We start from the raw sequence: 18,080 nt of genomic DNA on the forward strand, positions 1-18,080 counted from the left end.
CGTTTACAGCTCGTCGCGGTCGCGCAGGCTCAGCGGTTCGTCGACCTCGGGCACGGCGACTTCCAGGCCATTGGAGCGCTCCACTTGCCGTTCGGACAGTAGACCCTCGTTCATCCAGAAGTCGTCCTTGTCCAGCACGAACAGCTTGCCGGTCCTGGCCACGCCCTTCAGGAACACGGTGGGATACACGTCGGGACCGCCCACCAGGACCCGGCTTTCCTGCGCCGAATAACTGGGCAAGTACTTCAACAACGCACCGGCCTGGCTCGACAGATACAGACCCGGCGACGGCCGCGACAGCCCGCGCAACACCCTGATGAAATAACTCAGGAAGGTCGGCGCCACGAAATGACGCGTCAGGGCGATATCTTTCGGCGCCCGGCTGTCGGTGGCCGGCATGCTGTTGTAGAGCAGATGGACACCCGCAACCGCATATGGCTGCGGAAAGTCCGGCAGGGGCGCTGGCGGCACCGCCGGTTGTACAGGGCCCAGCGGCCCGCTGTAGAACAGGCGCAGAATCAGCGACTGGTCGGCCCCGGCCGCTACCGGCAAGGTAGCCAGGAACGACGTGCCCGCCGCATTGGCGAGTATCGCCGAGAGGTACTGTTTGCCCTGATACGGCGAAAGCTGGCGCCGGAGATAGCGCGCGGCATCATCCCCATCGGAAAAAACCGGACCGCAGGCCGCACGCCAAGGCGGCACAAACACCTCATCGACACCGGGTTTCCAGAACGTATCGACACGATTGCGCGTGGTCCAGACCTCGCCTCGGACCAGCGTATCCAGGACCCCTTTGTCGAGCAGGCGATGGACGTAACTGAGCAGGGTCATCCGGCCTGCGCGCAACTGCTGCCGTGTTTCAAGCAGCGAGCCCCACGAATCCAGCTGCGCATCCGTGCCCAGGTATTGATACCTGAGCAGGGCACCATCCGCGCATGACAGGTAAAACGTGAGTTGCTTGCCCCTGATTCCGTGAATCGAGAAGCGGATGCCGATGTCCATGTCCGTGGGCGAAAAAAATGCCTGGTGCAACGGATCCGTGGCCGGCGTGACGCTGTCGCTGCCGGCACACAGGTAGAAGCCTTCCAGCCCATAGCCCTGGGGGAAAAGACCGTCGGGAAAGACTTGCGCAAAGTCACGATAACTCTGGCGCACCAGCGGCATGCTGACCATGTAGTGCCCGTTTTTCTGCGATTTGAACACGTAGCCGAACTGCAGGTGTTCGCCATGCCGACGATGCTGATGGGCATACCGCACCGCGTCCTGCTCCTGGGTGAACAGCGGGCTGAACGCCGGGTCTGCCAGTGCGTTCCGGATCGCCAATGGCGCGGGGCGGTCGCTATTGACGATGAAGGCGCCAAGGATCCGGCGTGGCGTGCCCCACGTCGGGCTGCCCTCCACCACCCGCAAGACACCCGCATTGGCCAGGCGCGTGACAAATTCGCCAGGCGCCAGCGCGGCGTTGCGAATCTGACGTTCGAGCAGGTTTTCCAGGCGATCGCGTCGTGTCTCGTCGAGGGGCAAAAGCTGTTTTCTCAGCGCTTCCTCCAGCGCGGAGTGGCTGCGTGTGTAGCTCACCACACAGCCATCGGAACCCAGCAGGTACTCGCGGTTCAGGCGTGCGTCCTGGCCTGCGAGGGCCGAAGAAATCACGCGGGTGGACAGCATGTTGCGATAGAGGCCGGCCTGCGCCAGTTCGAGTACGAAGGGCAACTCCCGGGCCGGGCTGGAGCGGTAACGTGCAACCACCGTATGGGCCGCCGGGAAGCCACCGGTACTGACCACCTCATCCGGGAAAATCCACTTGGGGTCGAAGTCTTCCTGGGGCACCTTGAGCGGTTCGGTGGCGACAAACAGGCCATCGGGACGCTGCAGAATCAACCCGCCCAGCAGACCATTGCCCTGCAGCAGCGAACGGACGTGCCGGGCCGCATCGTCCTGGGAATGAAAGGCCGGGCCCAGGCGACGGCGGATGAAGTTGGCGTAGGGGCGCCAGGCCACGCCACCCTGGCCTACCGCTCCCCGGCGGTCCCAGCACTGGCTGGTGTAGAGCACCCGCAGGTCCGCAGGCTGGGCGACCTGTGACACATAGCGCTGGACGTCCAGCGTCCCGTTGTGCAGGTTCATCCCGGCGATGATCACGCCCGTGCCGTCGGTGGCCTCCTTGAGCAGGGAGGATGCCGGAGGTTGGTAGCGCAACAAGGCGCCATCGTGTGTCGACACATACACCGGCAGTATCGCAGTGGCTGCCGGGCGCGGCAGATGCCGGGCATCCTGTTCGGCGCGCAGCAGCACCTCGGGGGTGATGAAGAACCGTGCCAGCCAGGCCTCGGGGGTGGGCAATCCCGCCGGCACCCATTGCTGCGAAAACAGCAGGCCGGCCAGCTCGAACCCCTTGGCGAATTCGCCACCGGCCAGATAACCGACGCCCCTGGAGGAGTCACTCAACCAACGCCCGCCGGAGGTGATCGCCAGCAGTTCACTGACCACAAACTCATCGCGCTGCGGATGCTTGAGGATGTACGCCGTGCAGCGTTGCGCATCCAGGTTCCTGCCGTACCAGCGCACATGGGCATTGAGTGCCGCGGCATCGAGACTGTCGAAGATCGCGCCGAACGCCGGTGCCTGCAGATCGACTTCGGCGTAGTCGAAGTTGGGCGTCCAGTCGTTGTAGACCCGGCCGCGCGGCCCCCACAACGCGCTGCGCACCAGCACGCTCAAGGTGCCGGCATCGGCCAGCCGGGCGACGATGTCCACCGGCTTGAGCCGGCCGCTCTCCAACCGCTCGAAATAGCCATGCTGGCCTGCTTCGCGCCGGGTATTGCTCAGTACCAGCAGCTCATTGGCCGAGCCACTGGGGCGATAGCTGATCAGGTTATTCGGCGAACCGCTCAGATAGGCCGGCAGCCGCGACTCGATCACCGAACGGATCTCCACATCGGAGAACAGCGTGGCGTTGACTTCCAGATCGGCCAGCGTCCAGCCAAGACGCCGCTGGCGTTCCAGGTCAGCCACGGATAACGCGGTATGCGAACTGTAGCGCGCATACAGCTGATGGCCCGCAGGCGGCACCAGATAAGCACTGCCGTTGGCAGGGCGCAGCAGGTCGGAGGCGAAGCCGTCGCCGGAAATGGCCACCGGCTCAGTGAATACAAATCGCCCATCGTCCCGCTTGAGGACATACCCGGCATAGGCATTGCTGCGGCGAACGCCGATGCGTTCATGGGCATGCCGCGCGGCGTCGTCCGCGGTCAGGAACATCCCGCTCAAGGGCAGCGCGCCTGAACCGAGCGGCAAGTGCTCGCTGTCATACAACGGCCCGAGGGTGTTCCACAGGCCGCCTTGCTGGACCACCGACAACGCGCCCGCGCGAATCACTCGGCGCACGAAGTCCCGCGGCGACAACGTGCCGTCGAGCAAGGCCGCTTCATTGCCGTTGTCGGTCACGGTTTGGCCGTCGACGACAAACAGCTCGTTGGCAGACGAGGCACTCGGCACCTGCCAGTGCAGCAAAGCGTTATCAGCGGTGCGCAGATACAGCTTGAGACCAAGCTCAGCGAGCTGGATACCGGTGCTGGCGATCGCTTGCCTCATGGCGTCCACCAGCAACGGCGGCGTAGCAAACCGCTTGTACAGCCACGCCTCCTTGGGCGGAAGGCGCTCCGGCGCCTGGGCCGGCTGGGCGTGGTAGAGGCCCACCAGGCGATAATTCGGCACCAGCCTTGGCTCACCGCGGTCCCCCACGGGAAACAGACTGTCCAGGGTCGTCCCCAACGGCGCCGGCAACGTAGCGATGTAATTCGAGGTGGTACGGTGTTTCAGCACCACGCCCACCGCCGCCTGCCCCAGCAAGTCGACGCTGCTCAGGGCGACCAGCACCGCGCTGTGCCCCATCGACAGCAGCGGGGTAAAAAACGGCAGGTCCTGCACCGAGGTGACAGGGCTGCCCAGGGTCCAGCCGTGCAGCACACGCCCCCGCACCCCACCCCAGACCTTGCTGCCCACCACGACCCGCAGGTCCCCGGCCTGCGCCAGGTTCCACACCGCCCCCTCGAACGCGGTGAGAGGCTGCGCCGGCTCGATCCCCGTCAACTGCCGCAACAGGGATTGTTCGGCCTGGGAACCGCTGCTCGTGTACTTGAGCAATGCGCCGTCAGGACCGGACAGATAATGCACCGGGGTGAAATCACGGTGGGACAGGGCAAACACCTGATCGGCATTCGAGAAGAAGCTGCCGGTCAGCGCAACCTGGTCCGGGTTGAAGCCCGGGTTGTAGCGCTCCACCTCGCCAGGCTCGGCCGGATAGGAACGGTAGAAGCCCTGGCATTCATAAGAGGGCGGAGCAATGAACCGGGCGCGATCATCCGTGCCCAGGAGGGTGAGGAAGTCGAACCGCACGCCGGTGCTGACTTGCGGCTCGGTGGCAAAGAAATGCCCGCCAGGCTTTTTCAGGATGACTCCACCGAACTCACGCTCGCGTCGCGTCCCGATACGCCGGTGAGCCCACAGTGCCGCATCATCCGCAGACACAAACGCCGGGCTCAAGGCCGGCAGGGAAGCCACGGCGGTCGCGGCGCTCGGCAGGGACGGCGCAGCGGCAAACGCTCGCCAGTGCCGGTCAATGGCGCCAGGCGGCCCCCATAGCGCATTGCCCAGGACCACCCGCAGGCGACTGACCCCAGCCAACTTGCGCACGCCTTCGGCAGGCGCATAGGTACCGTCCGCCAGGTCTCTGGCAATCAGGCTGCCGCCCGGCGCCGGCGCGAACAATCGCGTGAATGCGGCCTGGTCCGCCCCTTCCGGCTCCAGCACAAGCAGGCTGTCTGCAGCGCCGGAGAGGTAGCCCGGCACGCGCAGTTGATGAATCCTGTGGGCCTCGACGTCAGTAAAGCCCTGGAAGTAGACACTGGCATCGTCGCGGGTCCACTTCGTCTTGAAGTCGGCATCGAGGTTCTCCCATGACAACGCCATGTGCGAGCCGAACCAGGCGTGCAGTTGATAACCACCGGGCAACGCCAACTGTTTGCTGTAAGCGTCCCACGGATAGAACCCCTGGAACCCATAAGGGTTGGTGCCCGCCTGCAGCAATTGCGTCAGTACAAAGTGCTGGTCGGGGTGCTTCAGAATCAGCGCCACATAGGCGCGGTCACGGCGCTCGCCCACCTGCGCATGGGCAAACTGTGCGGCCTTGTCGGCCGACGAAAACGCCTGGCCGAGGCTGGCCTGCTTGAAGGGGAAGCGTGCATAGGGCGTCCAGTTGTTCTCGACCACGCCTTCCACGTCCCACAGCGGGCTGGTCTGTTCGACGCTCAACTCACCGGCTTCGGCCACCTGTTTCACAAACTGGCGCGGGGTCAGGGTTCCCGCCGCGAGGGCCAGGTCAAGGCCGGGCTCATCGGTGGTGAACAATCGCGTTTCCGCCGGTGAGCCGCTGAACCGGTAGCGCAGCAAGGCATTGTCCTTGGTGCGCAGGTACAGCGAGATGCCCAGCACGGAGGGCGCCGTATGCATGTAGCGGCGGGCCTTGGCGATGTAGGCCGCCAGCTCCCGAGGGCTGAAGAACTGCTGGTACAGCCACGGTTCCACCGTCGGAAACTGCGCCGGCACCGGCCGCGACAGATAGAAGAAGCCCTGCAGGTGAAAGCCCTCCGGCAAGGGTGGCCCGCCCGCCAGCAAAGGCAGGTGGTTGTCGGTGGGCAACTGCTCTGCACTGCTGAGTACGAAGGGCTGGGTGGCGGCGAACTCATCGCGCAGCTCATGCTTGAGCAGCAGGGCCATCTGGCTGACATTCGGCATGCGCCGCATGCGCGCCTGCACGGCGTTGAGCGCCTGGGTGACCTCGGGATACACCGCCCCGCAGGCGATGGTGGGCTGGCCGCTGTTCAATGGCAGATAGGGCCGCCAGCGCTGATCGATGACACCGGGCACCCCGCCCCAGTCATCGCTGGCGACCAGCAACGACAGGCGGCCTACCGACGCCACTTTCCTGATAAAGCCTTCGAGCGTGCCATCGTGACCATCGGCGGGCACGGCTGTACTGACGTCGTCGATCCAGTCGACAAACTTGCGCTCGGCCTCGGAAAAACCCGGCTGATACTTGAGCAATACGCCCTGGGGGCCCGACAAGTAGGCGGTGCCGAACGCACGCCCTTCGTAGTGGTTGAAGACCACATCGCGGGTGGAAAAAAAGCTGTTGAAGATACGCACCTGGCGGTCCCGATAACCGGGATTGAGGGCCTTGAGCTGGGCAAACTGGTCAGGGTGAGAATGCACCCCGCCCACCAGTTTGTAGCCCGCAGGATCGAGGAACTCGTTCTGCGCCCCGCGCTCCAGCAACAGCGAAAAGTCGAACGTCGCCGCCTTGCCGGGAATCGGCTCGGTGGCAAACACTTTGCTATCGGCCAGGCGCTGGAGAATGACACTGCCGTACTCGCGGTCGCGCTTGTCGCCAATGCGCTCGTGCACATAGCGTGCAGCATCGTCGGCACTGATAAACCCAGGGCTGAGGGTATATCGAAGGCCCCTCGCTGCCGCGCGCTCCTCTCTGGATAAATGCTCTTGCATGACACTCCCTTGATCATGTTCGTCGTCGGTGCCCATGGGCACCGGGCTCGCACAACGCTTGCCATGCAGAAGCGTCCTCGCTTGAACCGCCAGCAGGGCGCTGCATAGTTATCGAGGCCCCCGGCACTCTTTAGGCGCATCCCCTGCACCGCCAACGCCCGCACGCTCCGCATTGGTGCGCCAACGCCAGGCACCGGGCTCCAGCCCCCGCAAAACCGGGCGTTGCGCCATCGGGCACAGCCCTTGCTAGTACCCCTTCAGCGTTCACATCGGCCTATCAAAAAAAACTAAACGTTTACGGAGACCGCACCATGAAGCGTCGCAGCTTGATCAAGGCTTTCACCCTGTCCGCCTCCATTGTCGCCATGGGCCTGACCTGGACCGTGCAGGCCGCCGAGACCATCAAGGTCGGCATCCTGCACTCGCTGTCCGGGACCATGGCCATCTCCGAAACGTCCCTCAAAGACATGGCGCTGATGACCATCGACGAGATCAACGCCAAGGGCGGGGTGAACGGCAAGATGCTTGAGCCGGTGGTGGTGGACCCGGCGTCGAACTGGCCGCTGTTCGCGGAAAAGGGCCGGCAGCTGCTGACCCAGGACAAGGTCGCCGTGGTGTTCGGCTGCTGGACCTCGGTGTCGCGCAAATCGGTATTGCCGGTGTTCGAAGAGCTCAACGGCCTGCTGTTCTACCCGGTGCAATACGAGGGTGAAGAGATGTCGCCGAACGTGTTCTACACCGGTGCGGCGCCGAACCAGCAGGCGATCCCGGCGGTGGAATACCTGATGAGCGAAGAAGGCGGCAGCGCCAAGCGTTTCTTCCTGCTCGGCACCGACTATGTGTACCCGCGCACCACCAACAAGATCCTGCGCTCGTTCCTGCATTCCAAAGGCGTGGCGGACAAGGACATCGAAGAGGTCTACACCCCGTTCGGCCATGCCGATTACCAGACCATCGTCGCCAACATCAAGAAGTTCTCCGCCGGCGGCAAGACGGCGGTGATTTCCACCGTGAACGGCGACTCCAACGTGCCGTTCTACAAGGAGCTGGCCAACCAGGGTTTGAAGGCGACCGACGTACCGGTGGTGGCCTTCTCCGTGGGTGAAGAAGAGCTGCGCGGCATCGACACCAAGCCGCTGGTGGGCAACCTCGCGGCCTGGAACTACTTCCAGTCAGTGGAGAACCCGGTGAACAAGAAGTTTGTCGCCGACTGGAAAGCCTACGCGAAGAAACACAACCTGCCGGGCGCGGACAAAGCGGTGACCAACGACCCGATGGAAGCCACCTACGTGGGCATCCACATGTGGGCGCAGGCAGCCGAGAAAGCCAAGTCCACCGACGTCGACAAAGTGCGCGAAGCCCTGGCTGGCCAGACCTTTGCCGCGCCATCGGGCTTTACCTTGACCATGGACAAGACCAACCACCACCTGCACAAGCCGGTGATGATCGGCGAGATCCAGTCCGACGGGCAGTTCTCGGTGGTGTGGCAGACCCAGGAGCCGATCCGGGCGCAGCCGTGGAGCCCGTACATTCCTGGCAATGACAAGAAGCCGGACTATGCGGTGAAGAGCAACTAAGTCTCACGACAGATCAAAAATGTGGGAGGGGCGGTGCGACGATTCGACTTGCCCCCGATAGCTGAGTGTCAGGCACTGCATGTGCTGACTGATGCACCGCAATCGGGGGCAAGCCCCCTCCCACAATTGACCGCGTACGATCAGGACAATTTGTATGCCCACTGCCCTGCACCGTTTCATCCTCACGGCCCTGCTATTGCTGCCTTTGGCGGTACATGCCGGCGACGCCGAAGACTTCCTGGCCGCCAACCCGACGCAACAAGCCAAGCTCCTCCAGGACTGGGCCGCCCAGCCCGATCCGGCGCGCATCGAGTTGGTGGACGCCCTGCAACAGGGCCAGCTCACGCTCAACGGCGAGACCAGGACCGTACGCCTGAACAACCGCCTGCGCGGCTTGATCGACAACGTGCAGGCCAGCCAGCAACTGCTCGCCGCCGACCCCAAGGTGCGCCTGGCCGCGGCACGCACCCTGCAAAAAAGCGCGCAACCGGCGCAACTCAAATTCCTCGACCAGCAGGTCGCCGCCGAGACCAACGAGGATGTGCACTCCGCCCTCAGCCTGGCCCTGGCCAACCTGCAACTGGTCGACACCGACCCGGCCGTGCGCCTCGCCGCCGTGCGTCTGCTCGGCAGTACCGGCGACCCGCTGGCCCGCACGCGCCTCGAAGCGCTGCTGGAGCCCGGGGTGGAAACCGACGCCGCCGTGCACACCGCCGCCGAGACCAGCCTGGCCCAGGTCAAACGCAAACTGATGCTGGGTGAGATCCTCGGCCAGGCCTTCAGCGGCATGTCCCTGGGCTCGATCCTGTTGCTGGCGGCCCTGGGCCTGGCGATCACCTTCGGCCTGCTCGGCGTGATCAACATGGCCCACGGCGAGATGCTGATGCTCGGTGCCTACTCCACCTACGTGGTGCAGCTGCTGATGCAGCGCTATGTGCCCCAGGCCATCGAGTTCTACCCGTTGATCGCACTGCCGGTGGCGTTCTTCGTCACCGCCGCCATCGGCATGGCCCTGGAGCGTACGGTGATTCGTCACCTGTATGGACGCCCGCTGGAAACCCTGCTCGCCACCTGGGGCATCAGCCTGATGCTGATCCAACTGGTGCGCCTGGTGTTCGGTGCGCAGAACGTCGAGGTCTCCAACCCTGCGTGGCTGTCCGGCGGGATCCAGGTGCTGCCCAACCTGGTGCTGCCCTACAACCGCATCGTGATCATCGCCTTCGCGCTGTTTGTGGTCGTGCTCACCTGGCTGCTGCTGAACAAGACGCGCCTGGGCCTCAACGTGCGCGCCGTGACCCAGAACCGCAACATGGCCGCCTGCTGCGGCGTGCCCACCGGGCGGGTGGACATGCTCGCGTTTGGCCTGGGCTCCGGTATCGCGGGCTTGGGCGGCGTGGCGCTGAGCCAGATCGGCAACGTCGGCCCTGACCTGGGCCAGAGCTATATCATCGACTCGTTCCTGGTGGTGGTACTCGGCGGCGTCGGCCAGTTGGCCGGCAGCGTGATGGCAGGGTTCGGCCTGGGTATCGCCAACAAGATCCTGGAACCGCAGATCGGTGCCGTGCTCGGCAAGATCCTGATCCTCGCGCTGATCATTCTGTTTATCCAGAAACGCCCGCAGGGACTCTTCGCACTGAAAGGACGGGTGATCGACTGATGAACCAGCCATTGATGCTTACGGCCACGCAAAAGGCCGGCCCCCAGGTGACGATTGCAGTCGGCGCGGTGGTGCTGTTGCTGCTGCTGGCCCTGCCGGTGTGTTCGCTGCTGTCGCCGGAAAACCCGCTGCATGTATCGGCCTACACCCTGACACTGGTGGGCAAGATCCTTTGCTACGCCATTGTCGCCCTGGCCCTGGACCTGGTGTGGGGCTACGCGGGGATGTTGTCCCTGGGCCACGGCCTGTTCTTTGCCCTCGGCGGTTATGCCATGGGCATGTACCTGATGCGCCAGGCCGCAGGCAGTGAGCTGCCGGCGTTCATGACGTTTTTGTCGTGGACCGAATTGCCCTGGTATTGGGTCGGCACCGAGCACTTCCTCTGGGCCCTGTGCCTGGTGGTGCTGGCGCCGGGCGTGCTGGCGCTGGTGTTCGGTTTCTTCGCGTTCCGCTCGCGGATCAAGGGCGTGTATTTCTCGATCATGACCCAGGCGCTGACCTTTGCCGGGATGCTGTTGTTCTTTCGCAACGAGACCGGGTTCGGCGGCAATAACGGCTTCACCAACTTCCGCAGCATCCTCGGTTTCGGCATCACCGAACCGGGCACGCGGGCCGTGCTGTTCGTGGCCACGGTGGTGCTGCTGGTGGCGAGCCTGTACATCGGCTGGCGCCTGGCCCGGAGCAAGTTCGGCCGGGTGCTGACCGCCCTGCGCGATGCCGAGAACCGCCTGATGTTCTGCGGCTACGACCCGCGCGGCTTCAAGCTGTTCGTGTGGGTGCTGAGCGCGGTGCTGTGCGGCCTGGCAGGCGCGTTGTACGTGCCGCAGGTGGGCATCATCAACCCGAGTGAAATGTCGCCGACCAACTCCATCGAAGCCGCCGTGTGGGTGGCCCTGGGCGGGCGTGGCACGCTGATCGGGCCGTTGCTCGGCGCCGGCGTGGTCAACGGCATGAAGAGCTGGTTCACCGTGGCCTTCCCGGAGTACTGGCTGTTCTTCCTCGGGGCGCTGTTCATCATCGTCACCCTGTACCTGCCCAAGGGCGTTATCGGGCTGTTGAAGAAATGAGGAACGTCATGCTCGAACCTATTTTCGATGCGGGCAGCGGCCGCGATGCCATCGGCATCGGCCAGGCCGCAGGCACCGGCCTGAACACCCTCCACGGCACCATCCTGACCCTGGAAGATATCAGCGTCAGCTTCGATGGGTTCAAGGCGCTCAACGACTTGAACCTGTACATCGGCGTCGGTGAATTGCGCTGCATCATCGGCCCCAACGGCGCGGGCAAGACCACACTGATGGACGTGATCACCGGCAAGACCCGGCCCAGCCACGGCAAGGCCTGGTTTGGCGAAACCCTCGACTTGACCAGCATGAGCGAAGTGCAGATCGCCCAGGCCGGCATCGGCCGCAAGTTCCAGAAACCCACGGTGTTCGAAGCCCTGAGCGTGTTCGAAAACCTGGAGCTGGCGCAGAAGACCGACAAGTCGGTGTGGGCCAGCCTGCGTGCGCGCCTGAGCGGCGAGCAAAAGGATGGAATCGATGAAGTGCTCGATACCATCCGCCTCACCGCCTCAATGCATCGGCCCGCCGGCTTGCTCTCCCACGGCCAGAAGCAGTTCCTGGAAATCGGCATGCTGCTGATGCAAGACCCGCAACTGTTGCTGCTGGACGAACCGGTGGCGGGCATGACCGACGCCGAGACCGAATTCACCGCCGAACTGTTCAAGCGCCTGGCGGGCAAGCATTCGTTGATGGTGGTGGAACACGACATGGGCTTTGTCGGCTCGATTGCCGACCACGTCACCGTGTTGCACCAGGGCAGCGTGCTGGCCGAAGGGTCGCTGGAACAGGTGCAGGAAAATGAGCGGGTGATCGAGGTCTACCTCGGTCGCTAAGGAGAACTGAACATGCTGCAAGTCGACAAGCTGCACCAGTACTACGGCGGTAGCCACATCCTGCGCGGGCTGTCCTTCGACGTGAGGATCGGCGAAGTCACCTGCCTGCTCGGCCGTAACGGCGTGGGCAAGACCACCCTGCTCAAATGCCTGATGGGGTTGCTGCCGGCCAAGGAAGGCGCGGTGAACTGGGAGGGCAAGACCATCACCGGCTTCAAGCCGCACCAGCGCGTGCACGCCGGCATCGCCTACGTGCCCCAGGGCCGGGAGATTTTCGGGCGGCTGACGGTGGAAGAAAACCTGTTGATGGGGCTGTCGCGTTTTCCCGGTTCCGAAGCCAAGGAAGTGCCGGCGTTTATCTATGAACTGTTCCCGGTTTTGCTGCAAATGAAGCACCGACGTGGCGGCGACTTGTCCGGCGGCCAGCAGCAACAGTTGGCCATCGGCCGCGCCCTGGCCAGCCGCCCGCGCCTGTTGATCCTCGATGAGCCCACCGAAGGCATCCAGCCCTCGGTGATCAAGGAGATCGGCGCCGTGATCAAGAAGCTCGCGGCGCGCGGCGATATGGCGATCCTGCTGGTGGAGCAGTTCTACGACTTTGCCGCCGAACTGGCCGACCAGTACCTGGTGATGTCGCGCGGTGAAATCGTGCAGCAGGGCCGTGGTGAAAATATGGAGACTGAGGGTGTGCGCGGTTTGGTTACCATCTAACCTGTAGCGTCCTGACGATAAGTACAAGAAACCATGAACCTGCCCGTTTCCCCTGCCCTGTTCACCCCCAGCTGGCACGCCGAGCTGGACCTCGGCTACGCGCGTTTCGGCGACACCACGCGCCCGGTGATGCGCCGTCACCTTGGCCCGCTGCGGGTGCAAAAGCACCTGTACGCCGAAGGCCCCGAGGTGTGCCAGCACATCATCGTGCACCCGCCCGGCGGGATTGCCGGCGGCGACCGCCTGGACATCCGCGCCCATGTCGCCGAGGGTGCCTGGGCGCAATTGACCAGCCCCGGCGCGGCGAAGTGGTATCGCGCCAGCGGCCCGGCGTATCAGCAACTTGATCTCACCGTGGAAGCCGGCGCGACCCTGGAATGGCTGCCCCAGGAAACCATCGTGTTCAGCGCCGCCCAGGCCGAACTCAGCACCCGCATCGACCTGCACGGCGATGCCCGGCTGTTCTACTGGGACGTGATCGCCCTGGGGCGCCCGGCCAGTGGCGAGCGCTTCGACCTGGGCCACTTTCAATCGCACCTGGATATCCGCCGCGACGGCCAGTTGCTCTGGCACGAGCGCCAGCGCATTGTGGGCGCCGATGGCCTGCTCGACTCGCCCATCGGCCTGGACGGCCAACCGGTGTTCGCCACGCTGCTGGTGACCGGCGATATCGAGCCCGAATTACTCGAACACTGCCGCGCCCTGCCCCACGCCGTGCGCGGCGACCTGACCCAACTGCCCGGCTTGCTGGTCGCCCGCTGCCTGGCCAGTGAAGCGCTGCTGGCGCGGGGGTGGTTGATTGATTTATGGAAATTGTTACGCCCGGCGGTGCTAGGACGGGAAGCAGTCTCACCACGAATATGGAGCACATGAAGATCAAAATGTGGGAGGGGGCTTGCTCCCGATGGCGGTGGGTCAGTGAAAGATGTATTGCCTGACACCCCCCATCGGGGGCAAGCCCCCTCCCACACTTGATCTCTGTTGTATTTAAGAATGCATTCTTTGAAGGACCTTGAACCATGGACCTGACCCCACGGGAAAAAGACAAACTGCTGATCTTCACCGCCGGCTTAGTCGCCGAACGGCGCCTGGCGCGCGGTGTGAAGCTCAACTACCCGGAAACCATCGCCTATATCTCCGCCGCCTTGATGGAAGGCGCCCGCGATGGCCGCACCGTGGCCGACCTGATGCACTACGGCACCACCCTGCTCAGCCGTGAACAGGTGATGGAAGGCATCCCGGAAATGATCCCGGATATCCAGGTGGAAGCCACCTTCCCCGATGGCACCAAGCTGGTGACCGTCCACCAACCCATCGCGTGAGGCACGGCCATGATTCGTGATGCAACCGAGCAAGACCTGCCGGCGATCCGCGACATCTACAACGACGCGGTACTCAACACCACGGCAATCTGGAACGAACAACCGGTGGACCTCGGCAACCGCCAGGCCTGGTTCAGTGCACGCCAGGCCCAGGGCTATCCGATCCTGGTCGCAGTGGAGAACGATGAAGTCACCGGCTACGCCTCATTCGGCGACTGGCGCCCGTTCGAAGGCTTTCGCTACAGCGTCGAACACTCGGTGTACGTACGCAACGACCAGCGCGGCAAGGGCCTCGGCCCACGCCTGATGCAAACCCTGATCGAGCGCGCCCGCAGTGGCGGCAAACACGTAATGGTGGCGGCCATCGAAAGCGGCAACCTGGCCTCGATCCGCCTGCATGAACGCCTGGGTTTCGTCACCACCGGGCAAATGCCCCAAGTGGGCATCAAGTTCGGCCGCTGGCTGGACCTGACCTTTATGCAACTGACATTGAATCCGGGCGCGCAACCGCCCAAGGAGTGAGTTCGATGAACGCCGCGCAACTGCGTCGAGTCAATGCTGAAAGTTTTGCCCACTACCGTCGGGGCCTGATCGAGCTGTTGCTGGATGCGGTCAAGCACGGTGCGTCGGTGGGTTTCATGGCCGACTTCGATGAGGCCCAGGCCCGTGCCTATCTGGACGGGGTACAGGCGAGCATTGAAGACGCCAGCCTGTTGCTGTGGGTGGTGGTGCGCAATGAGCAGGTGATCGCCAGCGTACAGTTGGCGCTGTGCCAGAAAGCCAACGGCCTGAACCGCGCCGAAGTGCAAAAGCTGCTGGTGCACAGCAACGCGCGGCGCCACGGCCTGGGCCAACAATTGATGAACACCCTGGAACTCGCCGCGCGTCAGCACAAGCGCGGCCTGCTGTACCTGGACACCGAAGCCGGCTCGCCTGCCGAAGCCTTCTACCAGTCACTGCGCTACACCAAGATCGGTGAACTGCCCGACTACTGCCAAAGCCCGGACGGGCGCTACAGCCCGACCGCCATCTACTTCAAGACCCTGGGGCAACCTGCATGATTCCTGGCGAATATCAGATCCAGCCTGGCGAGATCGAACTCAACGTCGGCCGACGCACCGTCACCCTCAGCGTGGCCAACAGCGGCGACCGGCCGATCCAGGTGGGTTCGCACTACCATTTTTTCGAGACCAATGACGCGCTGACATTTGACCGCCCATTGAGCCGCGGCATGCGCCTGAATATTCCGGCGGGCACGGCGGTGCGGTTCGAGCCGGGGCAGAGCCGTGAGGTCGAGCTGGTGGATTTGAGCGGCGGGCGGCGGGTGTTCGGGTTTGCCGGGCGGATCATGGGCGACCTTTAGGGCCTCATCGGGGGCAAGCCCCCTCCCACAGGGGAACGCATTCCAAAGGTGGGAGGGGGCTTGCCCCCGATAGCGATTTCACATTCAACACAAATATTTCAGGGCACACACATGAAAATCAGCCGCCAAGCCTACGCCGACATGTACGGCCCCACCGTCGGTGACAAGGTCCGCCTGGCCGACACCGAGCTGTTCGTCGAAGTCGAGCAGGACTTCACCGTCTACGGCGAAGAAGTGAAATTCGGCGGCGGCAAAGTGATCCGCGACGGCCAGGGCCAGAGCCAATTGCTCGCCCATGAAGTCGTCGACACCCTGATCACCAACGCGCTGATCATCGATCACTGGGGCATCGTCAAGGCCGACGTCGGCTTGAAGAACGGCCGCATCCACGCGATCGGCAAGGCCGGTAACCCGGATATCCAGCCCGGCGTGACCATGGCCATCGGCGCCAGCACCGAAGTGATCGCCGGCGAAGGCATGATCCTCACCGCCGGCGGCATCGACTCCCACGTGCATTTCATCTGCCCGCAGCAGATCGAAGAGGCGCTGACCAGCGGCGTCACCACCATGATCGGCGGCGGCACCGGGCCGGCCACCGGCACCAACGCCACCACCTGCACCTCCGGGCCCTGGCACCTGGCGCGCATGCTGCAGGCCAGCGACTCGTTCCCGATGAACATAGGGTTGACCGGCAAGGGCAACGCCAGCTTGCCCGAGCCGTTGATCGAGCAGGTCAAGGCCGGCGCCATCGGCTTGAAGCTGCACGAAGACTGGGGCACCACCCCCGCCAGCATCGACAACTGCCTGAGCGTCGCCGACCAGTACGACGTACAGGTGGCGATCCACAGCGACACCCTCAACGAATCCGGCTTTGTCGAAACCACCCTGGCCGCGCTCAAGGGCCGCACCATCCACACCTACCACACCGAAGGTGCCGGCGGCGGCCACGCGCCGGACATCATCAAGGCCTGCGGCTTTCCCAATGTGCTGCCCAGCTCCACCAACCCGACGCGGCCGTTCACGCGCAACACCATCGACGAGCACCTGGACATGTTGATGGTCTGCCATCACCTGGACCCGAGCATTGCCGAAGACGTGGCCTTCGCCGAAAGCCGCATCCGCCGCGAGACCATCGCCGCCGAAGACATCCTTCACGACCTCGGCGCGTTCTCGATGATCAGCTCCGACAGCCAGGCCATGGGCCGCGTCGGTGAAGTGATCACGCGCACCTGGCAGACCGCCGACAAGATGAAGAAACAGCGCGGCGCCCTGCCCGGTGACGGCCCCGGCAACGACAACTTCCGCGCCAAGCGCTACATCGCCAAGTACACCATCAACCCGGCGATCACCCACGGCATCAGCCATATCGTCGGTTCCATCGAAGTGGGCAAGTGGGCTGACCTGGTGCTGTGGCGCCCGGCGTTCTTCGGCATCAAGCCGACCCTGATCCTCAAGGGCGGCGCGATTGCGTCCAGCCTGATGGGCGATGCCAATGCATCGATCCCCACCCCGCAGCCGGTGCACTATCGCCCGATGTTCGCCAGTTTCGGCAGCTCATTGCATGCCACCAGCCTGACCTTTATCAGCCAGGCAGCCCTGGACGCAGGCTTGCCGCAAGCCCTGGGCCTGAAGAAACAGATTGGGGTGGTGAAAGGGTGTCGCGATGTGCAGAAAACCGACCTGATCCACAACGATTACCTGCCGGACATCGAGGTGGACCCACAGACCTATCAGGTCAAGGCCGACGGGGTGCTGCTGTGGTGTGAGCCGGCGGATGTGTTGCCGATGGCGCAGCGGTATTTCCTGTTCTGACTTGAAACCTGTGGTGAGGGAGCTTGTGCCCTCACCACAAATCCCCTTAGAACTGCTCGCGCGGATTGAACGCGGCTTTTTTTGCCAGCTCCTGCCACAACGCTTTCACGTCGTCATCGCCTGCCGGCGGCATCACCGCCTTGAACTGCACGTACAGGAAGCCGCGCTGCCCGGCCTTGTTCAGCAAACCATGGCCCTTGGCGCGCATGCGCTGGCCGTTCTGGCTGCCGGCCGGCACCTTGAGGTTGATCTTGCCGGTCAGGGTCGGCACGGCCACTTCCGCGCCCAACGCCAACTCCCACGGCGCCAGCGGCAGGTTGATGATCAGGTTTTCGCCATCCACTTCGAACTTCGGGTGCGGCGCAAACTTGACGATCAGGTACAGGTCACCGTTGGCCCCGCCGCCAACACCCGGTGCGCCCTGGCCCTTGAGGCGAATACGCTCACCGTCGGCCACGCCGGCGGGGATCTTCACGTTCAGGCTCTTGGTGGTGTTGCTGACATGCCGGCCCGAGGCGTCGTATTGCGGCACCTGGAAGCTGATCTGCTTGGACTCGGTGGACAGTGTCTCTTCGAGGAACACCGACAGCTGCATCTCCACGTCCTGGCCTTTACGCCCGGTTGGACGGCGCTGGCCGCCACCGAAGGCATCGCCACGCCCGCCAAAGATCGAGCTGAAGAAGTCGGAAAAATCCTCGGTGCCCTGGCCACCGCCAAACCCGCCACGGCTCTGCCAGCCTGGCGGGCCCTGGAACGGCTGGCCATGCTGGCCGTATTTGCGCAGTTCGTCGTATTCGGCGCGCTTGTCGGCGCTTTTAAGCGCTTCATAGGCTTCGGACGCGTCCTTGAACTTGGCTTCGGCGTCTTTTTCCTTGCTCACGTCCGGGTGATATTTGCGCGCGAGCTTGCGATAGGCGGCCTTGATTTCCTTGTCATCGGCGCTCGGCTCGACACCCAGAATCTTGTAGTAGTCTTTGAAATCCATCGGCGGTTCACCATCCTTAATCGAGATCGCACAGCCCGGGGCACAACGTGCGCTGGTTTGCACCTGTTGAGTCTTGTGGCCTGGGGGTGCGTCAAAGTGTTATCGGCGCTTGCCGTATGCACCAGATGTGGGGGCGAATGCTGAACTTTCAAGCACGATTTAACGGATGGTCGGCCTACGCATCCGCCCTCG

Annotated in this window: 13 protein-coding genes; 11 read left to right on the top strand and 2 right to left on the bottom strand. The window is 63.8% G+C overall.

Annotation, left to right across the window (positions count from 1 at the left end):
* Positions 1 to 3: 3 nt before the first annotated feature.
* Positions 4 to 6,564, bottom strand: coding sequence for a DUF4329 domain-containing protein (locus C8K58_RS08865; RefSeq protein WP_158277072.1), 6,561 nt, complete (start codon positions 6,562 to 6,564; stop codon positions 4 to 6).
* Positions 6,565 to 6,875: 311 nt separating this feature from the next.
* Here C8K58_RS08865 and urtA point away from each other — a divergent pair, with 311 nt between their 5' ends.
* The 11 genes from urtA to ureC all read left to right on the top strand — a co-directional run bounded on the left by urtA (position 6,876) and on the right by ureC (position 16,903).
* Positions 6,876 to 8,141 carry an urea ABC transporter substrate-binding protein gene (gene urtA, locus C8K58_RS08870; RefSeq protein WP_027607732.1) on the top strand — a complete coding sequence of 422 codons (1,266 nt, stop codon included), beginning with the start codon at positions 6,876 to 6,878 and terminating at the stop codon, positions 8,139 to 8,141.
* 154 nt (positions 8,142 to 8,295) lie between these two features.
* Positions 8,296 to 9,798 carry an urea ABC transporter permease subunit UrtB gene (urtB, locus tag C8K58_RS08875; RefSeq protein WP_027607731.1) on the top strand — a complete coding sequence of 501 codons (1,503 nt, stop codon included), beginning with the start codon at positions 8,296 to 8,298 and terminating at the stop codon, positions 9,796 to 9,798.
* Entirely contained in the window at positions 9,798 to 10,865 is a 1,068-nt protein-coding gene (gene urtC / locus C8K58_RS08880; protein WP_027607730.1) for an urea ABC transporter permease subunit UrtC, read from the top strand. Before urtB ends, urtC begins: the two co-directional genes overlap by 1 nt.
* A complete protein-coding gene (gene urtD, locus C8K58_RS08885) occupies positions 10,862 to 11,695 on the top strand; it encodes an urea ABC transporter ATP-binding protein UrtD (RefSeq protein ID WP_178087832.1) in 834 nt (277 codons plus the stop codon). The genes urtC and urtD overlap by 4 nt, the downstream gene beginning before the upstream one ends.
* A gap of 12 nt (positions 11,696 to 11,707) precedes the next feature.
* Positions 11,708 to 12,406: an urea ABC transporter ATP-binding subunit UrtE gene (gene urtE, locus C8K58_RS08890; protein WP_108573614.1), complete on the top strand. Its 699-nt coding sequence runs from the start codon at positions 11,708 to 11,710 to the stop codon at positions 12,404 to 12,406.
* Between the two features lie 33 nt (positions 12,407 to 12,439).
* Positions 12,440 to 13,279: an urease accessory protein UreD gene (locus tag C8K58_RS08895; RefSeq protein WP_027607727.1), complete on the top strand. Its 840-nt coding sequence runs from the start codon at positions 12,440 to 12,442 to the stop codon at positions 13,277 to 13,279.
* A 146-nt stretch (positions 13,280 to 13,425) separates the two neighbouring features.
* Positions 13,426 to 13,728: an urease subunit gamma gene (gene ureA, locus C8K58_RS08900; protein ID WP_003171437.1), complete on the top strand. Its 303-nt coding sequence runs from the start codon at positions 13,426 to 13,428 to the stop codon at positions 13,726 to 13,728.
* A gap of 9 nt (positions 13,729 to 13,737) precedes the next feature.
* A complete protein-coding gene (locus C8K58_RS08905) occupies positions 13,738 to 14,250 on the top strand; it encodes a GNAT family N-acetyltransferase (RefSeq protein WP_108573615.1) in 513 nt (170 codons plus the stop codon).
* Positions 14,251 to 14,255: 5 nt separating this feature from the next.
* The gene (locus C8K58_RS08910) at positions 14,256 to 14,789 is read left to right on the top strand and encodes a GNAT family N-acetyltransferase (protein ID WP_108573616.1); all 534 of its coding nucleotides are present in this window, start codon (positions 14,256 to 14,258) and stop codon (positions 14,787 to 14,789) included.
* Complete coding sequence (locus C8K58_RS08915) at positions 14,786 to 15,091, top strand: urease subunit beta (protein ID WP_027607724.1); 306 nt, start codon at positions 14,786 to 14,788, stop codon at positions 15,089 to 15,091. The genes C8K58_RS08910 and C8K58_RS08915 overlap by 4 nt, the downstream gene beginning before the upstream one ends.
* A gap of 111 nt (positions 15,092 to 15,202) precedes the next feature.
* Entirely contained in the window at positions 15,203 to 16,903 is a 1,701-nt protein-coding gene (gene ureC / locus C8K58_RS08920; protein WP_027607723.1) for an urease subunit alpha, read from the top strand.
* Positions 16,904 to 16,949: 46 nt separating this feature from the next.
* Here the strand turns inward: ureC and C8K58_RS08925 are convergent, their stop codons facing one another.
* Positions 16,950 to 17,888, bottom strand: coding sequence for a DnaJ C-terminal domain-containing protein (locus tag C8K58_RS08925; protein WP_108573617.1), 939 nt, complete (start codon positions 17,886 to 17,888; stop codon positions 16,950 to 16,952).
* Positions 17,889 to 18,080 lie beyond the last annotated feature (192 nt).

It is taken from the genome of Pseudomonas sp. GV047 (assembly GCF_003058245.1).
In the GTDB taxonomy this organism is placed as follows: domain Bacteria; phylum Pseudomonadota; class Gammaproteobacteria; order Pseudomonadales; family Pseudomonadaceae; genus Aquipseudomonas; species Aquipseudomonas marginalis.

Bases quoted from the DNA above. Each gene is read 5' to 3' on its own strand.
- C8K58_RS08865 (WP_158277072.1), bottom strand. From the start codon at position 6,564: ATGCAAGAGCATTTATCCAGAGAGGAGCGCGCGGCAGCGAGGGGCCTT.
- urtA (WP_027607732.1), top strand. From the start codon at position 6,876: ATGAAGCGTCGCAGCTTGATCAAGGCTTTCACCCTGTCCGCCTCCATT.
- urtB (WP_027607731.1), top strand. From the start codon at position 8,296: ATGCCCACTGCCCTGCACCGTTTCATCCTCACGGCCCTGCTATTGCTG.
- urtC (WP_027607730.1), top strand. From the start codon at position 9,798: ATGAACCAGCCATTGATGCTTACGGCCACGCAAAAGGCCGGCCCCCAG.
- urtD (WP_178087832.1), top strand. From the start codon at position 10,862: ATGAGGAACGTCATGCTCGAACCTATTTTCGATGCGGGCAGCGGCCGC.
- urtE (WP_108573614.1), top strand. From the start codon at position 11,708: ATGCTGCAAGTCGACAAGCTGCACCAGTACTACGGCGGTAGCCACATC.
- C8K58_RS08895 (WP_027607727.1), top strand. From the start codon at position 12,440: ATGAACCTGCCCGTTTCCCCTGCCCTGTTCACCCCCAGCTGGCACGCC.
- ureA (WP_003171437.1), top strand. From the start codon at position 13,426: ATGGACCTGACCCCACGGGAAAAAGACAAACTGCTGATCTTCACCGCC.
- C8K58_RS08905 (WP_108573615.1), top strand. From the start codon at position 13,738: ATGATTCGTGATGCAACCGAGCAAGACCTGCCGGCGATCCGCGACATC.
- C8K58_RS08910 (WP_108573616.1), top strand. From the start codon at position 14,256: ATGAACGCCGCGCAACTGCGTCGAGTCAATGCTGAAAGTTTTGCCCAC.
- C8K58_RS08915 (WP_027607724.1), top strand. From the start codon at position 14,786: ATGATTCCTGGCGAATATCAGATCCAGCCTGGCGAGATCGAACTCAAC.
- ureC (WP_027607723.1), top strand. From the start codon at position 15,203: ATGAAAATCAGCCGCCAAGCCTACGCCGACATGTACGGCCCCACCGTC.
- C8K58_RS08925 (WP_108573617.1), bottom strand. From the start codon at position 17,888: ATGGATTTCAAAGACTACTACAAGATTCTGGGTGTCGAGCCGAGCGCC.